Source organism: Agarivorans sp. MS3-6 (genome assembly GCF_054112545.1).
Window position 1 is genome coordinate 2,619,268 of sequence record NZ_CM134202.1, and the last position, 16,601, is coordinate 2,635,868.

The following is a 16,601-nucleotide window of genomic DNA, read 5'->3' on the forward strand; positions in this document are numbered from 1 at the left end:
GCTACATTACTCGGTTACTCCTCGTTCCTTTCTGCGAGGAGTTTTTTTATTGTTTTTCGTATCATGCTTAAGGTTTCTGTGGTGCCATTTTTTTTGTTTCTTTACACCTTCTGATTTTATGACTTAACTCAAAACTTCCATTATATTCCTTTGAATCAAACACTCGCCTTGGGTAGATTGAATTCATGTGAAAGCGCTTACACTCTATTGGTAGGCGAAAATCAATCCAATTTGGCGGCGCGTGTGCGCTGTTTCTTCAATCCCAGGAGTTGTTATGCAACATAATCAGCAGTTTTTTCATGCTCATCACTCGCCAATGGGCGCATTAGCCTCTTTTACCTTTGGTGAGCATGGCGACCACGGAGGAATGGGTTTAGAGCTAGGAGCTCCTTACGAAGGCAATATCTTCATCGGCTACCAAGATGGTGACGGTGTGGTAAATAGTTTTCCATTTTACAAAGGCGCTAATGATCAAAGTGAGCGTTATGTTCAAAAAGATGACAGCTCAACACTCACCGAACGCACTTTTTCAGAGGTAGAGCGTGATTACCGCTGGGCGAGCGATACATTTTCTGCTCCAGGAATTAGCCTTAAAGTGCTGAGCCCGTTTTTTGATATTCCCGATCCTGCTTTGGCTCAGCATCAATTGCTTAAACAGGCCAGCTGCCCTGCGGTATATGTAGAGCTTACGCTTGATAATACTAGCGATAAAGACTGGACCGGCTTTTTTGCTTTGCAGGGAGAAGAATTACGCTGGAACAAGCTGCTTGATGGTGATGCAAATGGTATGGTTGGGGTGACGTGTCGCAACAATATTGGTCTGGCAACCAACAGCAAACATACCCGCGCATTTAGTCATTTTTCGGTACAAAGTGCTTTGAGTAAAATGGGCAACAACGAGTGTTTCATGCTAGGCCCAACCGCAGGTGTGATGATTGATGTGAAAGCCGGTGAAACAGTCACGGTTCGTTTAGCTTTAGGCTTTTATTTAGACGGTAACGTAACCTTTAACCGCGCAATGCAGTATTACTACACCCAGCACTTTACGGGCTTAAACGATGTACTTGCTTATGCATTACGTCATTTCGATAGTTACGCCGCCATCGCAGAGCGCGCCGATAAAGAGCTATTAGCAAGTTCATTAAACGCCCATCAACAGTATTTAATCGCGCATGCTACTCGCAGTTATTATGGTTCAACCCAGTGGCTATTTGACGGCACCCAATCTGTTTGGGTGGTCAATGAGGGCGAGTATTTGATGATGAATACCCTCGACCTAACCGTAGATATGCTGTTCTTTGAATTGAAGAAAAACCCTTGGACAGTGAAGAACACGCTTGAGCAGTTTTTAACTCAATATAGTTTCTATGATGAGATTTTTGACCCCGCTAATCCCGAGCTTAATTTCAGCGGTGGCTTGTCATTTACCCATGATATGGGAGTGTCTAATAATTGGAGCCCTAAGGGAGAAAGCTCTTACGAAATGGCGGGTTTAGACAGGCTTTGTTTTAGTCATATGACCTATGAGCAGCTAACTAACTGGGTATTGTGTTGTGGCTTATACATCAGCAAAACTGAAGACCGCGCTTTTGCCACTGAGCAGCGTGGTACCCTGATCGACTGTTTACAATCTCTGTTAAACCGAGATAATCCCGAGCCAGCTTTACGTGATGGAATCATGAGCTTCGAATCAGCGAGAACCGAGCAAGGGGGAGAAATTACCACCTATGATTCTTTAGACCATAGCCTTGGCCAAGCTCGGGGCAATATTTACCTAGCAGGGAAAAGTTGGGCGGCTTACTTAGCGATTGCAGAGGTGCTCAATCAATTGGGCGAAACAGAGCACGCTGCTATTGCTCTGCAAGCGGCAAAACGCTGTGCTGATAAGTTAACAGAGAGTTTTGATCAAGAGTTAGGCTATGTACCAGCGGTATTAGATGGACACTCAAAAAGTGCCATTATCCCAGCGATTGAAGCCTTAGTTTATCCTTATCAGATGGGCTTAACAGAAGCCGTTTCAGAAACGGGGCCTTACGCTAGCTACATTAAGATTCTAAAATCACACCTAAAATATGTGTTAAATGATGAATACTGCTTATATCCAGATGGCGCATGGAAGCTGTCTTCTACCGCTGATAATTCTTGGGCAAGTAAAATATTTTTAAATCAGTATGTTGCTCGAGAAATTTTAAATATTCCTGAGGCCTTTAGCGTAGAGGCTGATGCCGCTCACCAACGCTGGCAAACCGAAGGTGCCAGTAAACATGCGTGTTGTGATCAATTCAGCTCCGGTAAGCCAATTGGTAGCTTGTATTATCCTAGATGTGTGACCAACATCTTATGGTTAGATGAAAAATAGCCTTTTAGCCTAGGATCGTTGGCTTGGTGCTAGCTGCTAGAGTACTAATAGAGTGCGACCTGTTCAGCGCTAACTAGCAAGGTATAATAATTAACAAGCTGATGAGGTTCATCAGCTTGTTGCTTTTTGCGCTTTTAGTTGAGTGGCAGGAGAAGGGAGAATCTAAATGCGAGAACGCAATGCAGTTTTATTGTTGCTCGACGTAAAACACCCCTATGACAGAGAAATCTTAAAGGGAGTGACTAGTAATAGCTGTCCATTATCTCATTGGATGCAGCCAGAAGTAATGACCATTGCTGAGGCTAAGCTGATCACATTAGATCGGTTTTGCGGAGTGATTGCCGATTTCGATAAATTGGGCGTACCGCAGTTTTGTAAAGATCTCTCTCTTCCCTTGGTAGCGTTATCAGGTTCACGTTTAAATCTATTACCTGATCGCAATTTTGCGCGAGTTAGCCCTGATAGTTATGCCATTGTTGAACTTATCGTGCAGTCATTCTTGGCGAGAGGCATTCGTCGTGTCTCTTTCTTTGGAGGAGTGCCCGCTTTTTCTGCTCCTTGGGTGAAAGAACGCAAAAATGCTCTGGCTAAGTTGGCACTAAAATACAAACTAGAGTGGTTGGAGTTAAGCCTTCCAGAACTCACTAAACCTGAGCAGCAAGTGGGGGTGTTAGCCGCTTCAGATACTCAAGCGCGTCAATTCGCTAGTTTGTGCCATGATCAGGGCATTAGTGTACCAGGGCATTATTCGATTATTGGCGTAGATGCCGATCCAACTGAAAGTGCATTATCGCCTCTTTCTTTGTGCTCAGCGGTATTACCCACTCAGCAAATTGGAGAGCAAGCAGTGCGTTTGTTGCAAGAACAGATTGACGGAAAACCTGCGCGCGAAATATTGGTGCCTGCAGTAGAGATTGTTAGTGGTGCCTCGGCCGACCTTGCCGCTCCCACCGATCCCCTTATTACCAAGGCTTTGTTCTTCCTAAACAGTAACTTTCACCGCCGAATTAAAGTCGCTCAGGTTGTAGACTATTGTGCGGTATCTCGCAAAACTCTTGAAACACGCTTCAAACAAATTCTTGGAAAAACCGTGCACCAACAATTACACGAAGTTCGAATGGAATTTGCAAAGCAACAACTTACCACTACAAATTCCTCGGTTGATGCAATTGCCGATGCTGCGGGCTTCTCAAATCAACACTACCTGTATTATCTATTTCGCCAGGAAATGGAAATGACGCCAAATCAGTACCGGAAAAAGTTTGCGTGAAAACATAAACGGCTAATTAATTGTTACTAGCAAGACAGTTCCGTTGATATTTTTTTGAGTTTCTAAAATCTTCGCTAAGCCTTATCGCTAGTGGTTTCGCGCCTATCGCATTACGTTTTATAGTTTAATAATTGCTAATTGTCATGATAGTGGCTTTTTTTATGACACGTCTCAAATCTTAACCTTTATTAGTTTGAAGACCTTTTCAGGCTTAGCTAAAGTTAGTTCCAAGAAAGCGCTTACACGAAAGTGGTGAAATAGAGTTTTTTTTCTTGTTTCGTGTCAACGCTTCTCCACATTTAAACTTATGGAAACGATACATCATGGCAGCAGTTACTTTTAACAAATTGAAAAAACGCTTTGGTAATACCGAAGTGGTAAAAAGCTTCGACTTACACATTCAAGATGGTGAGTTTGTCGTGTTACTTGGCCCTTCTGGTTGTGGTAAATCAACCACTTTAAGAATGCTTGCTGGTTTAGAAGATATTTCAGATGGTGAAATTTTCATCGCTGACGAGCTAGTGAATGACCTGCACCCAATGGAGCGTAACATTGCAATGGTGTTTCAAAGCTACGCTTTGTACCCACACATGAGTGTTGAGCAAAACATTGCGTTTGGTTTGAAGATGACCGGCGTTCCAAAGCCTGAAATCGCCAAGCGCGTTAAATATGCTGCCGACATGTTGGAGCTTACGCCACTGATGGACCGCAAGCCTAAAGAGCTATCGGGTGGTCAACGCCAGCGTGTAGCAATGGGTCGTGCAATGGTTCGCACACCAGAAGTATTCTTATTCGATGAGCCCTTATCAAACTTAGACGCTAAATTGCGTGGCTCTATGCGTGCAGAAATCAAAACTTTGCACGACAAATTAGGTACTACCACATTGTATGTAACCCACGACCAAGTTGAAGCCATGACTTTAGCGGATCGTATTGTGATTTTGAAAGATGGTTACATTGAGCAGGTAGGTACACCTAAAGAAATTTTCGAAGAGCCAGCAAACAAGTTTGTTGCTTCGTTTATTGGTGCGCCAGAGATGAATATGATTCCGGCCACTATTAAAAAGCTAGGTACGACCTCAAGCCTAGTTTTCTCAGACCAACATATCGATTTACCTGCATGTTATGCAGAAGATGAGTTGGTTTGCACCTTGGGTATTCGTCCAAGTGACTTATACCTAACTAAACGCTCTATTGAGTCAGACACTATCGGAAACGTCTTGGCCACTGTTGTGGGCGTTGAATTATTGGGGTCAACCTATCATGTGCAGTGCGAGTTAGACGGCGCACGTTTCATAGCAGAAGTTGCCATTGCAGATGATGTAAACGCAGAGATGCAAGGTAAAGTGGAGTTGTTCTTCGATATTTCGCGGATCCACTTGTTTAATAATGAAACTGGCAAAGCAATATTGCCACAATTGAACTAGTTTGCTTCCAAGCGCCTAAAAGGTTTTAGGCGTACTACCCAACTGCGACATTGAATAATAATAAAGTTCATGTACTTAGGAGAATAGGATGTTTAATAAAAAGAAAATTGGAACGGTAGCTCTAGCTTTAGGTGCCACACTTGCGTTAACCGCAACGTCGGCATTCGCTAAAACTACTCTGACCGTAGCTTCATTCCCAAGTTTTGACCTAGCGGTACAGTCAGCCATTCCTTTATATAAAAAGCTTCATCCAGAAGTAGAAATTAAGTTGGTATCTTTGGCTTACGGAGATCACCACAATGCAATGACCACAGCGTTAGCAACTGGCGGTAACCTACCTGATGTTATGGGTATCGAATATGGTTACATCGGCCGTTTTGCTTCTTCTGGTGGTTTAGAAGATTTACGTGCTGCTCCATACAGCGCTGCACAATACGAAAAATTATTCTCGAAATTTACTGTGCCACTAGCCACTGGCGGTACCGGTACACTAGCAGCTATTCCAGCTGATATCGGTCCTGGTGCGTTGTTCTACCGTGAAGATATCTTTACCAAAGCGGGCGTAACGCAAGAAGACCTAATTAAAGACTGGGATTCTTTCATCGCTGCAGGTAAGAAAATTAAAGAAACGACTGGCTCTTACTTAGTGGCTAGCGCAGTGGATATTAAAGACGTTGTGATCCGTAGTGGTCTTCAAGATGGTCAAGGTATCTACTTTGATTCAGACAACAACATCACTGTTAACAACGACCGCTTCAAAGAAGCATTCCGTTTAGCTAAAGCTGTTCGTGATGCAGGTATTGATGCGCAAGTGGGTGCTTGGAGCTCTGAGTGGACTGAAGGTCTACGTCGCGGCACTATCGCTTCTCAAATGATGGGTGCTTGGTTAGGCGGTCACTTGAACAACTGGATTGCTCCAGACAGTAAAGGCCTATGGCGTGCAGCTGCGCTACCAGGTGGTACTTATGCAAGTTGGGGTGGTTCTTTCTACGCCATTCCTAAGAAAGCACAAAACAAAGCAGAAGCATGGGAGTTCATTAAGTTCATGACAATGAACAAAGAAATGCAAATTGCTGCGTTCCGTGATTTAGATGCTTTCCCAGCATTAATTGAAGCTCAAAATGATGATTTCATTAACCAGCCTATTCCTTACCTAGGTGGCCAAGTGGCTCGCGTAGAGTGGAAAAAATCTGCTGACCGCATTCCAGCAATGGATGTTCACAAGCATGATCCAGTTGCTGAACAAATCATTAATGATGCACTAGAAGGTGTATTAGAACGTGATGAGAACATTGATGCAGCGTTAGCTGAAGCTGAGAAACAAATCAAGCGTCGCGCTAGACGTTAATTTTAAATCCTGAGGGAGCTTGCTCCCTCTCTTTTCCTTTTGTCGGGAGTTAAAGATGTCTTCTGTCGAGTCTGCCGTAAGACCACCAGTAACCAAAATAAGAAAGCGGACCCTAAAGCAGCGACTAAACGCTAGTGGCTATAAGTGGGCTCCTTACTTATTTGTTAGTCCATTCTTCGTTATTTTTGCTGTTTTTGGGTTGTTCCCATTACTATTTTCATTGTTTTTATCTTTCCACTATTGGGAGCCAGCCTCCGGCCTAGCGGCAATGGAGTGGGTAGGCATTGAGAACTTTACCTTCACATTGACCGATGATTGGTTTCAAAAATCAGTTTTCAATACGATGTGGATCGCTCTTGCTGCCGGTATCCCGCAGCACGTAGTAGCTATTCCATTAGCGTATTTCTTACATACCAGCTTTAAACGTAGCCGTAACACGGTTATCGGCATGTACTTCCTGCCGTTTATTACCTCGTCTGTGGCTATTTCTTTGGTATTCACTACCTTATTCTCTCGCGATTTCGGCATGATTAATATGCTGTTTACGTCGGCGGGTAACTGGACAATATTCGGTGATATTCAGCCTTTATCTTGGCTATTCCCAACCGCAAATATTGACTGGAACCGTCCTGAATATACTAAGACGATGATCGCCTTTGTTGTGTTCTGGCGCTATGTGGGTTGGAACACCGTATTGTACCTCTCTGCAATGCAGACTATTCCTAAAGATCTTTATGAAGCGGCAACCGTTGATGGCGCTAAACGTTGGCAACAATTCTGGTACATCACAGTACCTATGCTTAAGCCAATGATGTTCTTTGCAGTAACCCTAACCATTATTGGTAACTTACAGTTGTTCGAAGAACCGTTCATTATTACCGGTGGTAGTGGTGGCCTAGAGCAAGCAGGTAAAACCGCAGCAATGCACATGTATATTACTGCATTTGTTGAAGGTGACTTTGGTACGGCGTCAGCAGTGTCTTGGATTCTGTTCGCAATGATCGCCTTACTCACTTGGGGCAATAATAAATTACTTGGTGAGAAGAAGTAGGACTTAATCATGAATAAAATTACTAAAAGCCATTTAATTGCGTACTTTATCGTGGGGATGGGCTCCATCATCATGTTGGCCCCGTTCTACTTCATGTTTGTATTTGCGTCGCATACCAACTCAGATATTTTGTCTGTGCCACCACCAATGTGGTTTGGTTCAGAGTTTATTAACAACGTTGGTATTCTTTTAGATGCACTACCGTACTTCTGGCACAACATTGGTTTGAGTTTCTACGTAGCCTTAATCACTACAGTATTAAACTTATTCTTCTGTTCTCTAGCCGGTTATGCCTTCGCTCTGTTTGAGTTTAAAGGTCGCAACATTATGTTCGTGTTAATCATGGGCACCATGTTACTACCACCATTCTTAGGCATGATTCCAACGGCATTGATTATGTCTAAGCTCGAGTGGATGAACCAACCACGCGCGCTTTACATTCCAATGGCTTGTGGAGCAATGGGTATCTTTATGATGCGTCAGTTTATCTCTAGCGCGATTCCTAAAGAGCTAATTGAAGCGGCACGTATGGACGGTTGTAACGAGTTTGCTATTTACTGGCGTGTAGTGGTACCACTTATTACTCCAGCATTTGGTACGCTTGGTTTGATTACCTTCATTGGTCAATGGAACAACTTCATGGGCCCATTGGTGGTAATGAATGACATGAAGATGTTCACCGTGCCACTCGCACTCCGAGCACTACAAGGTACTGGTCAGGTTCCTTGGGGCGCAATTTGTGCCGGTGCAGCAATTGCGGTAGTACCACTGATGATCTTGTTTGTTATGACCTCACGTAAGCTGATTGACGGCTTAACAGCAGGTGCTGTGAAAGGCTAATAAACAAAGAAAAATAAAAAGCCAGCCTAACTAGGCTGGCTTTTTTGTATCCGCGTTTTAACCTAAGGTTACTTTTTAACAATACTGACGATGTAAAGCAGAATAACCGCACCCGCTACCGCAGTAATCAGAGAGCCCAGCATACTGGTAGTGCCGAAGCCCAATAAGCCGAATACAAACCCACCGACCACCGAGCCAACAATACCGACTACGATGTTACCCACTAAGCCAAAGCCGTCGCCCTTCATAATGTTGCCGGCTAACCAACCTGCGACTGCGCCAATCAATAACCAAATAATAATGTCCATACGTTCCCTTATTCATGAGTGAAATATTTGCCATGCTAACTGGGCTCGCGATATAGCCACATTAGCGTCTGTTTGGCTTAAGTGTAGTCAATAGTTGAACATATTTTGATTAAAGTTTACGCTGATTTTTTCTTTCTATTCACTTGCTTGCAGTTTAATCTGAACACTGAGCCTGACAATTTAGGAGCCATCGATGAGTGCTCAAGCTTACCTTATAGACACTGAATTAGACGCCGACGATGTATTGTTACAGCCCTTGCAAATTAGCCATCGCGACGCGCTGTTAGCTGCCGAAGCAGATGGCAAGCTAAGCGCGCTATGGTACACCAGTATTCCTAATGCCAGCTCTATTGATAGCTACCTTGAAAGCGCCTTGTTAGATAAGCAGCAAGGGCGGGCTTTACCTTTTGTGGTAGTCGATAAACACAGTGGTAAATTGATCGGTGCTACCCGTTATTGCAACGCTGATGGGGTTAATCGCCGTTTGGAGATTGGCCATACTTGGTATGCTAAAAGCTACCAACGCTCGGCAGTAAATACCCAGTGTAAGTTACTGTTGCTGGGCTATGCATTTGACCAGCTGAACTCGATTGCCGTTGAGTTTCGAACTCATTGGCATAATCACGCTTCACGCAATGCGATTGCCCGCCTTGGCGCGAAACAGGATGGGGTATTGCGTAACCATAGTGTTGATGCTCAGGGCAATTACCGCGATACGGTGGTGTTTTCTATTACCAATCAAGAGTGGCCGACGGTAAAGCATTCGCTGCAATATAAATTAGCCCGATATAACAAGCTTTAAGGACGTTAATTGATGAAGGCATTCGCGAATGCGCAGTGGATAAACCCACCCAAACAGTTTCAATTAGACCAACAGCAACTGCAGCTGACGACTGAACCACATACTGATCTTTGGCAGCGCTCTTATTATGGCTTTCGTAATGACAATGCGCCCGCTTTACTCATAGAACAACAGGACAATTTTAGCCTTAGCGTAAAAGTCAGTTTTAACTATCAGCAGCAGTTTGATCAGGCTGGGGTGATTATCTATCTCGATAGCGACAACTGGTTTAAGGCATCAATAGAATTTGAGACTTCAGCGCTATCGCGGTTAGGATCGGTAGTGACTAATTTAGGCTATTCAGATTGGGCCACCACCGACATTGTCACCCCGCAACATATTTGGTATCGCTTAAGTCGCCGTGGGCCTGATTTTTTGATCGAGTATTCTCAAGATGGCCAACACTATCAGCAAATGCGGGTGTTTCATTTACACCTCTTGGGGGAAACTCAAGCAGAACAAGGTGATCCGCCAGCGCCTGCTAAACACGCGATTAAGTGTGGTTTATACGCCTGTAGTCCGATAGATTCATCATTTACCGCCTGTTTTGAGCAGCTGCATCTCTCAAGTTGTTTATGGCGCTCTCACCCCTTGTAGGGGGTGTTTTAGCTTAAAATGATGCCTTTTGGCGAGCAATAAGTAAAAAATAGTTAGTTTTGAATAAAAAAACTTAAATTAGCGCTTTTCATGCGGCTGAGAATGCCTATTATGGGGGTTTAGTACACTCTCGGGAACGCAACATGACGCAATGGACACCCTCAAGCTGGAGAGACAAACCAGTAAAACAATTACCTACTTACCCTGATCAAGAAAAACTTCAACAAACCGAGAAGTTTTTAGCTGATCAACCCCCGCTTGTGTTTGCAGGTGAAGCGCGAGCTTTACGTGAAGACCTAGCTAAAGTAGCTAAGGGTGAAGCGTTTCTATTGCAGGGTGGTGATTGTGCTGAGAGTTTTGATGAATTCCGCACTAGCCATATTCGAGATACCTTCAAAGCCTTAATGCAAATGGCGGTAGTGTTAACTTTTGGCGGTCAAAAGCCAGTAGTAAAAATTGGCCGTATCGCGGGTCAGTTTGCTAAGCCGCGTAGTGAAGACATGGAAACCATCAATGGCGAGAGCTGGCCATCGTACCGTGGTGATATTATCAACGCCATCGACTTTAATGAAAAAAGTCGCGTGCCAGATCCACAGCGCATGGTTGATGCTTACAATCAATCTACGTCTACGCTTAACTTGTTGCGCGCTTTCGCCCAAGGTGGCTTGGCTGATTTAAACCAAGTCCATAAATGGAACTTGGATTTTATCAAGAAAAGCCCACTGGGTGAGCGTTACGAAACCTTAGCGGGTAGCATTGAAGAATCGTTGGCCTTTATGAATGCTTGTGGCATTAACCCTGCAACAGCACCGCAATTACGTGAAACCAACTTATACACCTCGCACGAAGCGCTATTGTTACCTTATGAGCAAGCCTTAACGCGTTGTGACAGCTTAACCGGTAAGTGGTACGACTGTTCTGCACACATGTTGTGGATTGGTGATCGTACTCGTCAAATCGACCACGCTCACATCGAATTCTTGCGTGGCGTAGAAAATGCTATTGGTTTGAAGGCCGGCCCAACCACCGATCCTGAAGAGTTATTGCGGATTATCGATATCATTAACCCGAACAATGAAGCGGGTCGTTTGAACTTAATCGTGCGTATGGGAGCGGATAAAGTGGCTGACCACCTACCTGGCTTGATTCAAGCGGTAGAGCGTGAAGGTAAAAATGTAGTGTGGAGTTCAGACCCCATGCACGGTAATACCATTAAAGCGCCAAACGGTTACAAAACACGTCGTGTTGATGATGTATTGCGCGAAGTTCAGCAGTTCTTCCAAATTCATAAAGCGGAAGGTTCATACGCTGGTGGTGTTCATTTTGAAATGACTGGCCGTAACGTAACCGAGTGTGTGGGCGGTGCTTTCCAAATCACTGAACACGACTTAGCGCAGCGTTACCATACATACTGTGACCCACGTTTAAATGCTGACCAAGCTTTGGAATTAGCATTCTTAATTGCAGATCATATTAAGGCGGCTCGCTAATTAGATTTTTTTGCTAAAAAGCCACCTGCGGGTGGCTTTTTATATTTAATGTTAAAGTTTTATCGGCATATTGTATCGATTCACTCGATAGTTTGATGTAACTACACCACAGACTTGCTGCTTGGTTAACACCCTCCTAAATTTGTTTGCTTTTGTGCCTAACTGCGAGCAATAAAATGTCTTTGACCTCCTCAAAAATTAATTCAAGCGTGATGCTTGGCGCCTTATTAAGTGCTGGTTTGTTTAGCCAATACAGCTATGCAGAAGCGAGTACAGCTTCGGTTGAGCAAAACCAAGAACAAGATTTACAAGATATGTCTGATCCGCTGGCGGTATATACCCAAGCTGGCGTAGGGCTTACCAATAAAGGCTTAAACCTAAAAGTGGGCCAAACTTACGATACTGGAAAGCCAACCACCATGGCGATGAATATTATTGAAGTAAAAGGTTTTGCTGGTGAAGCGCTTGGGTGGGATGGAAGCAGTCAACGTGATAACTCTGTGGACTCCATTCGCTTTCGAAATTTTGGTGTAGATATCACTAATGGTCGCGGTTCTCAATTAGATGTGAGTTACGACATTAGTAATGAAATGGGCAGTGCTTCTTATTCATTTATCCAAGCGCTACCCAAGATGGGGCCCTTTCAACTTTATCCATTAGCTGGCGCAGGTGTGGCGTTTGCCAATAACTACGCGAAAGGTAGCGATGATTATGCTGCGGGTTATTCTGCGCCTGGCACCTTTGCCTTAGTGGGGGCTTATTCAAAAATTACCATTACCGACAAGATTTGGCTTAACTACAACCCAATGTGGATGAGTAGCTTGTCGGGTTCTGATTTTTACAAAGATAACGCTTTTGGTATCGGTAATAGTGATGTATTTACTCATGAATTTGCGGCTTCTTATCAAGTTAACCCACGCGCAAATGTACGTTATTATGCTAACTGGACTGAGTATTCTAACTTTCAAGATGGTGACCATCGTATAGAGTTTAACTATCAGTTTTAGAGGCTTCACCCGCTGTGAGTCTTTGTCAGTATGAACCGCCGCTCGTTTAGGGCCAAGTTAACCGCCTTTAGGCGGTTTTTTTATGGCTAAGCTATTATCGGGTCGCTTGTTGTTTCAGTTTGTAGCACACTGCCAGCATATCAATGTGTTTGGGTTACAAAATGGATTTAGCCAGTGTTATTCGCTTGTTATTGTTATCAGCTATTTGGGGAAGCTCTTTCCTGTTCATGCGGGTAGCGGCCCCAATATTAGGGCCTGCAGTACTTATTGAATTGCGCGTTGGCTTTGCCGCGTTATTTCTGTTGGCAGTAGGCTATTTTTTGAAGAAAAAGCTGATGCTACGAGAGCATTGGCGTCACTACCTTATTCTTGGTTTGTTTAACTCCGCTTTGCCATTTTTATTGCTGGCCTATGCTGCGCAAACCTTGTCTGCTTCACTGCTGTCTATCCTTAACGCCACCGCGCCAATATGGGGGGCAATCATCTCAGCCTTGTGGTTACGCCAGGCTCTCGCGATGAAAAAGGTTCTCGGCCTGGTGATTGGGGTGCTAGGTGTGGCAATACTTGTGGGTTTTGATCATGCAAGTTTCGCCCCTGGTGCTAAAGTGGCTATTGCTGCCTCGATAGGTGCAGCAGTCTGTTACGGCATAGCCAGTACCTACGCACACTCAGCCAAATCAGTTGAGCCTTTTGCTAATGCCCATGGCGGCATGTGGGCTTCAACACTATTGGTTGCCCCAGCTATGTTGTTCTTCCCTGTGGTGGAGCTTCCTTCGAGCAATTTGATGTTGTCAGTGGTGTTTTTAGGGGTGGTGTGTAGCGGGGTTGCTTACTTGTTGTATTATCGCTTGGTCACCGATGTAGGCGCCTCGTCGGCGTTAACCGTGACCTTTTTGGTCCCCATTTTTGGCATTTTGTGGGGCAGTGTTTTTCTTAACGAAACGATTGGTTGGAATACCGTAGCCGCTACTTTGGTAATTTTGGTGGGTACGGCTTTAGTGACGGGCTTTTCTCTGCGAAAAGTGCTTAACGCTAGGTTAACAATAAAGGTTTGACCTTCACCATGATGAAGCCAATCTAGTAAAAAGCGAAAGCCCAACCCATACTTATAGTTTCAGGGAGGGCTTATGAGCTGGCGTTTTACACGGACACAGGTTTTAGTATCTATTGGTTTGCTGTTCAATATTGTCGCAGCGCTAATGACCAACTTTTATATTGATAGCGTGAGCCAAGAGGCCCATCAGTGGGTACAACAGCAACAAGCTAATGATAATCTTATTAAGCAGACTTGGTTACAAATAGAGTCATTAGAACGCAAGCGAGAGCTGATACTGAACTTGGTGAGTAACGAGGCGCAAACCCAGCGAGATATTCCTATGGCCGTGCAGCAATTACTGGCTAAGGATCTACAGTATTGGCTAGAAATGGGTGAGGTCCCTAGCATCAGTTTAAGTAACGTAAATCAGTTGGACACCCTTGTATCAACAGTGCAAAGCCAACTGCGTGAACGTATCGACAATTGGTATTTGCAAAACATTGATTTTATGAGCACTTACACCGAACAAATGGGTACAATCTCTAGTTTACGTAACCTAGCCTTGTTTCTACAAATCATGGGCTTAGCCTTGATTTTAGCAAGAGATTTAAGCCGAACCTAGTTTTCTAAAGGAGTTAGCATTGGCTAATATTGAGCACCAAGAGCAGCTAGATGTTGTTGATAAAGTGAGTGTTGTACTGTATCGCATGGCTTGGATAGTGGTAACGCTCTCTTTTGGCTGGGCCAGTTACAGCGGAGCTTATCAGCATTCTATTTGGCAGCCCTTATGGTTACTGGCGGTGGGCTGCAGTTTGTTGGCGCATAACCTTCATATCTATAACAAGCTTATTCGTTATTTGGTGGCTGCCTGTGGGTGGCTAGCCTTATGGTTGACGATGAGTTATTACCTCTGGCATTGGCCATTTATGGCTATGTTTTCGCTAGGGGCTTTTTATGCCGTAATAGGTGCTCTAGCGTATAAAGAAAGCTTTTGTTTTAACTTGGGTTTACTGCGCTGGATGCCATTACTGCTAGTGGCAGACTGGGTACTAAGCTTAGGCGATTGGCAAGCTTTACGGGTTGTTAGCTTATTGCTTGCGGCGATTGGCTGCTTACTCATCGCTTATCATAAAATCAAACAGCCGCTGTATTACGACATCGGTAAGCGCAGTCACTATCAGCTGTAATCTTTATAAGCGTGAGTCGTTTTTTGAGAGGGCGACTGGATTGACTACCGGGATTAATGCGTGAAATCCTCGTAGTAGCAAGAGCATGCGCATCTTATAGTCAGCGGTAAAAAATTGCTGCTTAAACGAGTCTTCGGCTACTTATTGATTAATTTTCAACGTATTATCTAGCTCAAGTTAAACGCTGTTTATTGCTAGAGTTTGCATGTTATTACTGGTTGTTATCTACCTAGCTTTCATTAGTTTAGGCCTGCCCGATTCGCTGTTGGGATCTTCTTGGCCAGTTATCAGCACCGATTTAAACACCAGCCTAGAATTTGCCGGGGTGGTGTCTTTTGTTATCAGTGCCGGCACGGTCATCTCAAGCTTAGTCGCTACACGAGTGATCCATTATTTGGGCACCGGTAACGTGGTCGCCATTAGCGTATTGATGACCGCATTGGCCTTGCTGGGGTTTAGTGTTGCCAGCAGTGTGTGGTTTTTGGTGTTACTGGCGGTTCCACTGGGCTTAGGTGCTGGGGCAGTCGATGCCGCCTTGAATAATTTTGTAGCCCTACATTACAAATCAAAACACATGAATTACTTACATTCTTTCTGGGGCGTTGGAGCCACCGCTGGGCCGTTAATTATGGCAGTTTACATTAGCCAGCAAGATGGGTGGCGCGATGGTTATTCAAGCATTGCTTATATTCAGTTTGCTATCGTCGCGGTACTTATCATGGCATTACCGCTGTGGAAACGGGTAAAACTAAGCTTAAGTCCTGTAAAAGAAGGCGAACCTTCGCAGTTTGTTACTAACTCAATGGCCCTTAAGATCAACGGGGTCAAATTGCAGCTAGCGATGTTTTTTTGCTACTGCTCGCTAGAGGCAGGGGCAGGCTTATGGGCAGCCAGCTATTTAATTATTGAAAAAGGGATCACCCCTGCTGATGCTGCATTTTGGACCGCTATGTACTATTTAGGCATTACCATTGGGCGATTTATTTCAGGCTTTATCGCCGAACGATTCAATGAAGACCGACTGGTGCGTTATGGCGTGGCGATTATCTTTGTGGGGGTAAGCTTAATGTTGGTACCTTTATCACCGCTATTCGCCAAAATAGGTCTGCTATTCATTGGTCTAGGTTGCGCACCGATATACCCTAACACCATTCACCTAACACCGTTGCGGTTTGGTAAACGTTCTTCTCAAGCCATTATTGGTTTGTCTATGGCTACTGCCTACGTGGGGACCACTTTAATGCCGCCATTTATTGGCGTACTCACCACCTCGTTTTCCTTCATGGCGTTGCCGCTCGCCTTGTTAGTGTTTTGTGTGGTGATGCTATATACGAGCGAACGGCTAAAGCAGTTAGCTTAACAAACCTTGCTGAGTCGGCCTAAGTCGTGTGTTTGCCAACCTGTAAACTGCAGCGGCTTAACCCTCGCTGCAGCTTACTTTTTTAAATTAAGCTTCGCGCTTAGTTCGACAGTAACGCTATCAGTTCATTCTCTGTTGCTGGGATTTTTTCTAATTCTATTCCAGCCGATACTCCACCTTTAAGCATATAGGCAGACGTTCCGCAGTGATCGTAATGAAACCACTGTCCGTCAATGCATACGTCGGTGTAACACCGCGGGTCTTGTATTAATTCCATATCACTACCTCAAGCAGAATTATTTACGCCCTTTCAACATAAACCAAGAGGCAGAAAATAAAATATGATCCAAATCAACGGATGGTTTCAGCTACCTCTATGGTGTTAGGGATTATTGTGTAAAGAGTGAGATGGATCTGCTGGTGCACTAGATTTGGTCAGTAACCATTTAGGCGCTGCGCCAATAGATAGGCTGATTACCT

The 16,601-nt window shown here is 44.3% G+C and carries 16 protein-coding genes; 14 read left to right on the plus strand and 2 right to left on the minus strand.

The features are described from left to right. The first annotated feature begins 274 nt into the window (after positions 1 to 274). The 6 genes from ACVFI8_RS12015 (at position 275) to ACVFI8_RS12040 (ending at position 8,295) form a co-directional block, all read left to right on the plus strand. Entirely contained in the window at positions 275 to 2,359 is a 2,085-nt protein-coding gene (locus ACVFI8_RS12015) for a glycoside hydrolase family 52 protein (protein WP_457871455.1), read from the plus strand. A gap of 166 nt (positions 2,360 to 2,525) precedes the next feature. Beyond that, positions 2,526 to 3,629 carry an AraC family transcriptional regulator gene (locus ACVFI8_RS12020; protein ID WP_248713246.1) on the plus strand — a complete coding sequence of 368 codons (1,104 nt, stop codon included), beginning with the start codon at positions 2,526 to 2,528 and terminating at the stop codon, positions 3,627 to 3,629. A 323-nt stretch (positions 3,630 to 3,952) separates the two neighbouring features. Then, a complete protein-coding gene (locus ACVFI8_RS12025; protein ID WP_457871456.1) occupies positions 3,953 to 5,056 on the plus strand; it encodes an ABC transporter ATP-binding protein in 1,104 nt (367 codons plus the stop codon). 88 nt (positions 5,057 to 5,144) lie between these two features. Beyond that, positions 5,145 to 6,404: an extracellular solute-binding protein gene (locus ACVFI8_RS12030; protein WP_457871457.1), complete on the plus strand. Its 1,260-nt coding sequence runs from the start codon at positions 5,145 to 5,147 to the stop codon at positions 6,402 to 6,404. Positions 6,405 to 6,459: 55 nt separating this feature from the next. Further along, positions 6,460 to 7,455, plus strand: coding sequence for a carbohydrate ABC transporter permease (locus tag ACVFI8_RS12035; RefSeq protein ID WP_457871458.1), 996 nt, complete (start codon positions 6,460 to 6,462; stop codon positions 7,453 to 7,455). 9 nt (positions 7,456 to 7,464) lie between these two features. Then, positions 7,465 to 8,295 carry a carbohydrate ABC transporter permease gene (locus ACVFI8_RS12040; protein ID WP_457871459.1) on the plus strand — a complete coding sequence of 277 codons (831 nt, stop codon included), beginning with the start codon at positions 7,465 to 7,467 and terminating at the stop codon, positions 8,293 to 8,295. Between the two features lie 68 nt (positions 8,296 to 8,363). Here ACVFI8_RS12040 and ACVFI8_RS12045 read toward each other — a convergent pair whose 3' ends face one another. Then, on the minus strand, positions 8,364 to 8,603 hold the full coding sequence (locus tag ACVFI8_RS12045; protein WP_457871460.1) for a GlsB/YeaQ/YmgE family stress response membrane protein: 240 nt from the start codon (positions 8,601 to 8,603) through the stop codon (positions 8,364 to 8,366). A 193-nt stretch (positions 8,604 to 8,796) separates the two neighbouring features. Here ACVFI8_RS12045 and ACVFI8_RS12050 point away from each other — a divergent pair, with 193 nt between their 5' ends. The 8 genes from ACVFI8_RS12050 (at position 8,797) to ACVFI8_RS12085 (ending at position 16,121) form a co-directional block, all read left to right on the plus strand. Continuing rightward, a complete protein-coding gene (locus ACVFI8_RS12050; RefSeq protein WP_457871461.1) occupies positions 8,797 to 9,405 on the plus strand; it encodes a GNAT family N-acetyltransferase in 609 nt (202 codons plus the stop codon). A gap of 12 nt (positions 9,406 to 9,417) precedes the next feature. Next, entirely contained in the window at positions 9,418 to 10,041 is a 624-nt protein-coding gene (locus ACVFI8_RS12055; RefSeq protein ID WP_457871462.1) for a DUF1349 domain-containing protein, read from the plus strand. Positions 10,042 to 10,184: 143 nt separating this feature from the next. Further along, the gene (locus ACVFI8_RS12060) at positions 10,185 to 11,531 is read left to right on the plus strand and encodes a class II 3-deoxy-7-phosphoheptulonate synthase (RefSeq protein WP_248713238.1); all 1,347 of its coding nucleotides are present in this window, start codon (positions 10,185 to 10,187) and stop codon (positions 11,529 to 11,531) included. A 176-nt stretch (positions 11,532 to 11,707) separates the two neighbouring features. Further along, on the plus strand, positions 11,708 to 12,538 hold the full coding sequence (locus tag ACVFI8_RS12065; RefSeq protein WP_457871463.1) for a hypothetical protein: 831 nt from the start codon (positions 11,708 to 11,710) through the stop codon (positions 12,536 to 12,538). A gap of 161 nt (positions 12,539 to 12,699) precedes the next feature. Further along, positions 12,700 to 13,593, plus strand: coding sequence for a DMT family transporter (locus ACVFI8_RS12070; protein WP_457871464.1), 894 nt, complete (start codon positions 12,700 to 12,702; stop codon positions 13,591 to 13,593). Positions 13,594 to 13,665: 72 nt separating this feature from the next. Next, entirely contained in the window at positions 13,666 to 14,196 is a 531-nt protein-coding gene (locus ACVFI8_RS12075; protein ID WP_248713235.1) for a hypothetical protein, read from the plus strand. A gap of 19 nt (positions 14,197 to 14,215) precedes the next feature. Continuing rightward, a complete protein-coding gene (locus ACVFI8_RS12080) occupies positions 14,216 to 14,761 on the plus strand; it encodes a DUF2301 domain-containing membrane protein (protein ID WP_457871465.1) in 546 nt (181 codons plus the stop codon). A 205-nt stretch (positions 14,762 to 14,966) separates the two neighbouring features. Next, positions 14,967 to 16,121 (plus strand): MFS transporter, encoded by a 1,155-nt coding sequence (locus ACVFI8_RS12085; RefSeq protein ID WP_457871466.1) that lies wholly within the window; start codon positions 14,967 to 14,969, stop codon positions 16,119 to 16,121. A 100-nt stretch (positions 16,122 to 16,221) separates the two neighbouring features. On the opposite strand, the gene ACVFI8_RS12090 is transcribed toward ACVFI8_RS12085, so the two are convergent. Then, positions 16,222 to 16,398, minus strand: a complete 177-nt coding sequence (locus tag ACVFI8_RS12090; RefSeq protein WP_457871467.1) for a hypothetical protein — start codon at positions 16,396 to 16,398, stop codon at positions 16,222 to 16,224. Positions 16,399 to 16,601: the final 203 nt, after the last annotated feature.

Excerpts from the sequence above, each read along its gene's own strand:
- ACVFI8_RS12045 (WP_457871460.1), bottom strand. The coding sequence starts at position 8,603 with ATGGACATTATTATTTGGTTATTGATTGGCGCAGTCGCAGGTTGGTTA.
- ACVFI8_RS12035 (WP_457871458.1), top strand. The coding sequence starts at position 6,460 with ATGTCTTCTGTCGAGTCTGCCGTAAGACCACCAGTAACCAAAATAAGA.
- ACVFI8_RS12070 (WP_457871464.1), top strand. The coding sequence starts at position 12,700 with ATGGATTTAGCCAGTGTTATTCGCTTGTTATTGTTATCAGCTATTTGG.
- ACVFI8_RS12055 (WP_457871462.1), top strand. The coding sequence starts at position 9,418 with ATGAAGGCATTCGCGAATGCGCAGTGGATAAACCCACCCAAACAGTTT.
- ACVFI8_RS12060 (WP_248713238.1), top strand. The coding sequence starts at position 10,185 with ATGACGCAATGGACACCCTCAAGCTGGAGAGACAAACCAGTAAAACAA.
- ACVFI8_RS12015 (WP_457871455.1), top strand. The coding sequence starts at position 275 with ATGCAACATAATCAGCAGTTTTTTCATGCTCATCACTCGCCAATGGGC.
- ACVFI8_RS12030 (WP_457871457.1), top strand. The coding sequence starts at position 5,145 with ATGTTTAATAAAAAGAAAATTGGAACGGTAGCTCTAGCTTTAGGTGCC.
- ACVFI8_RS12075 (WP_248713235.1), top strand. The coding sequence starts at position 13,666 with ATGAGCTGGCGTTTTACACGGACACAGGTTTTAGTATCTATTGGTTTG.
- ACVFI8_RS12065 (WP_457871463.1), top strand. The coding sequence starts at position 11,708 with ATGTCTTTGACCTCCTCAAAAATTAATTCAAGCGTGATGCTTGGCGCC.
- ACVFI8_RS12085 (WP_457871466.1), top strand. The coding sequence starts at position 14,967 with ATGTTATTACTGGTTGTTATCTACCTAGCTTTCATTAGTTTAGGCCTG.
- ACVFI8_RS12020 (WP_248713246.1), top strand. The coding sequence starts at position 2,526 with ATGCGAGAACGCAATGCAGTTTTATTGTTGCTCGACGTAAAACACCCC.
- ACVFI8_RS12090 (WP_457871467.1), bottom strand. The coding sequence starts at position 16,398 with ATGGAATTAATACAAGACCCGCGGTGTTACACCGACGTATGCATTGAC.
- ACVFI8_RS12050 (WP_457871461.1), top strand. The coding sequence starts at position 8,797 with ATGAGTGCTCAAGCTTACCTTATAGACACTGAATTAGACGCCGACGAT.
- ACVFI8_RS12025 (WP_457871456.1), top strand. The coding sequence starts at position 3,953 with ATGGCAGCAGTTACTTTTAACAAATTGAAAAAACGCTTTGGTAATACC.
- ACVFI8_RS12040 (WP_457871459.1), top strand. The coding sequence starts at position 7,465 with ATGAATAAAATTACTAAAAGCCATTTAATTGCGTACTTTATCGTGGGG.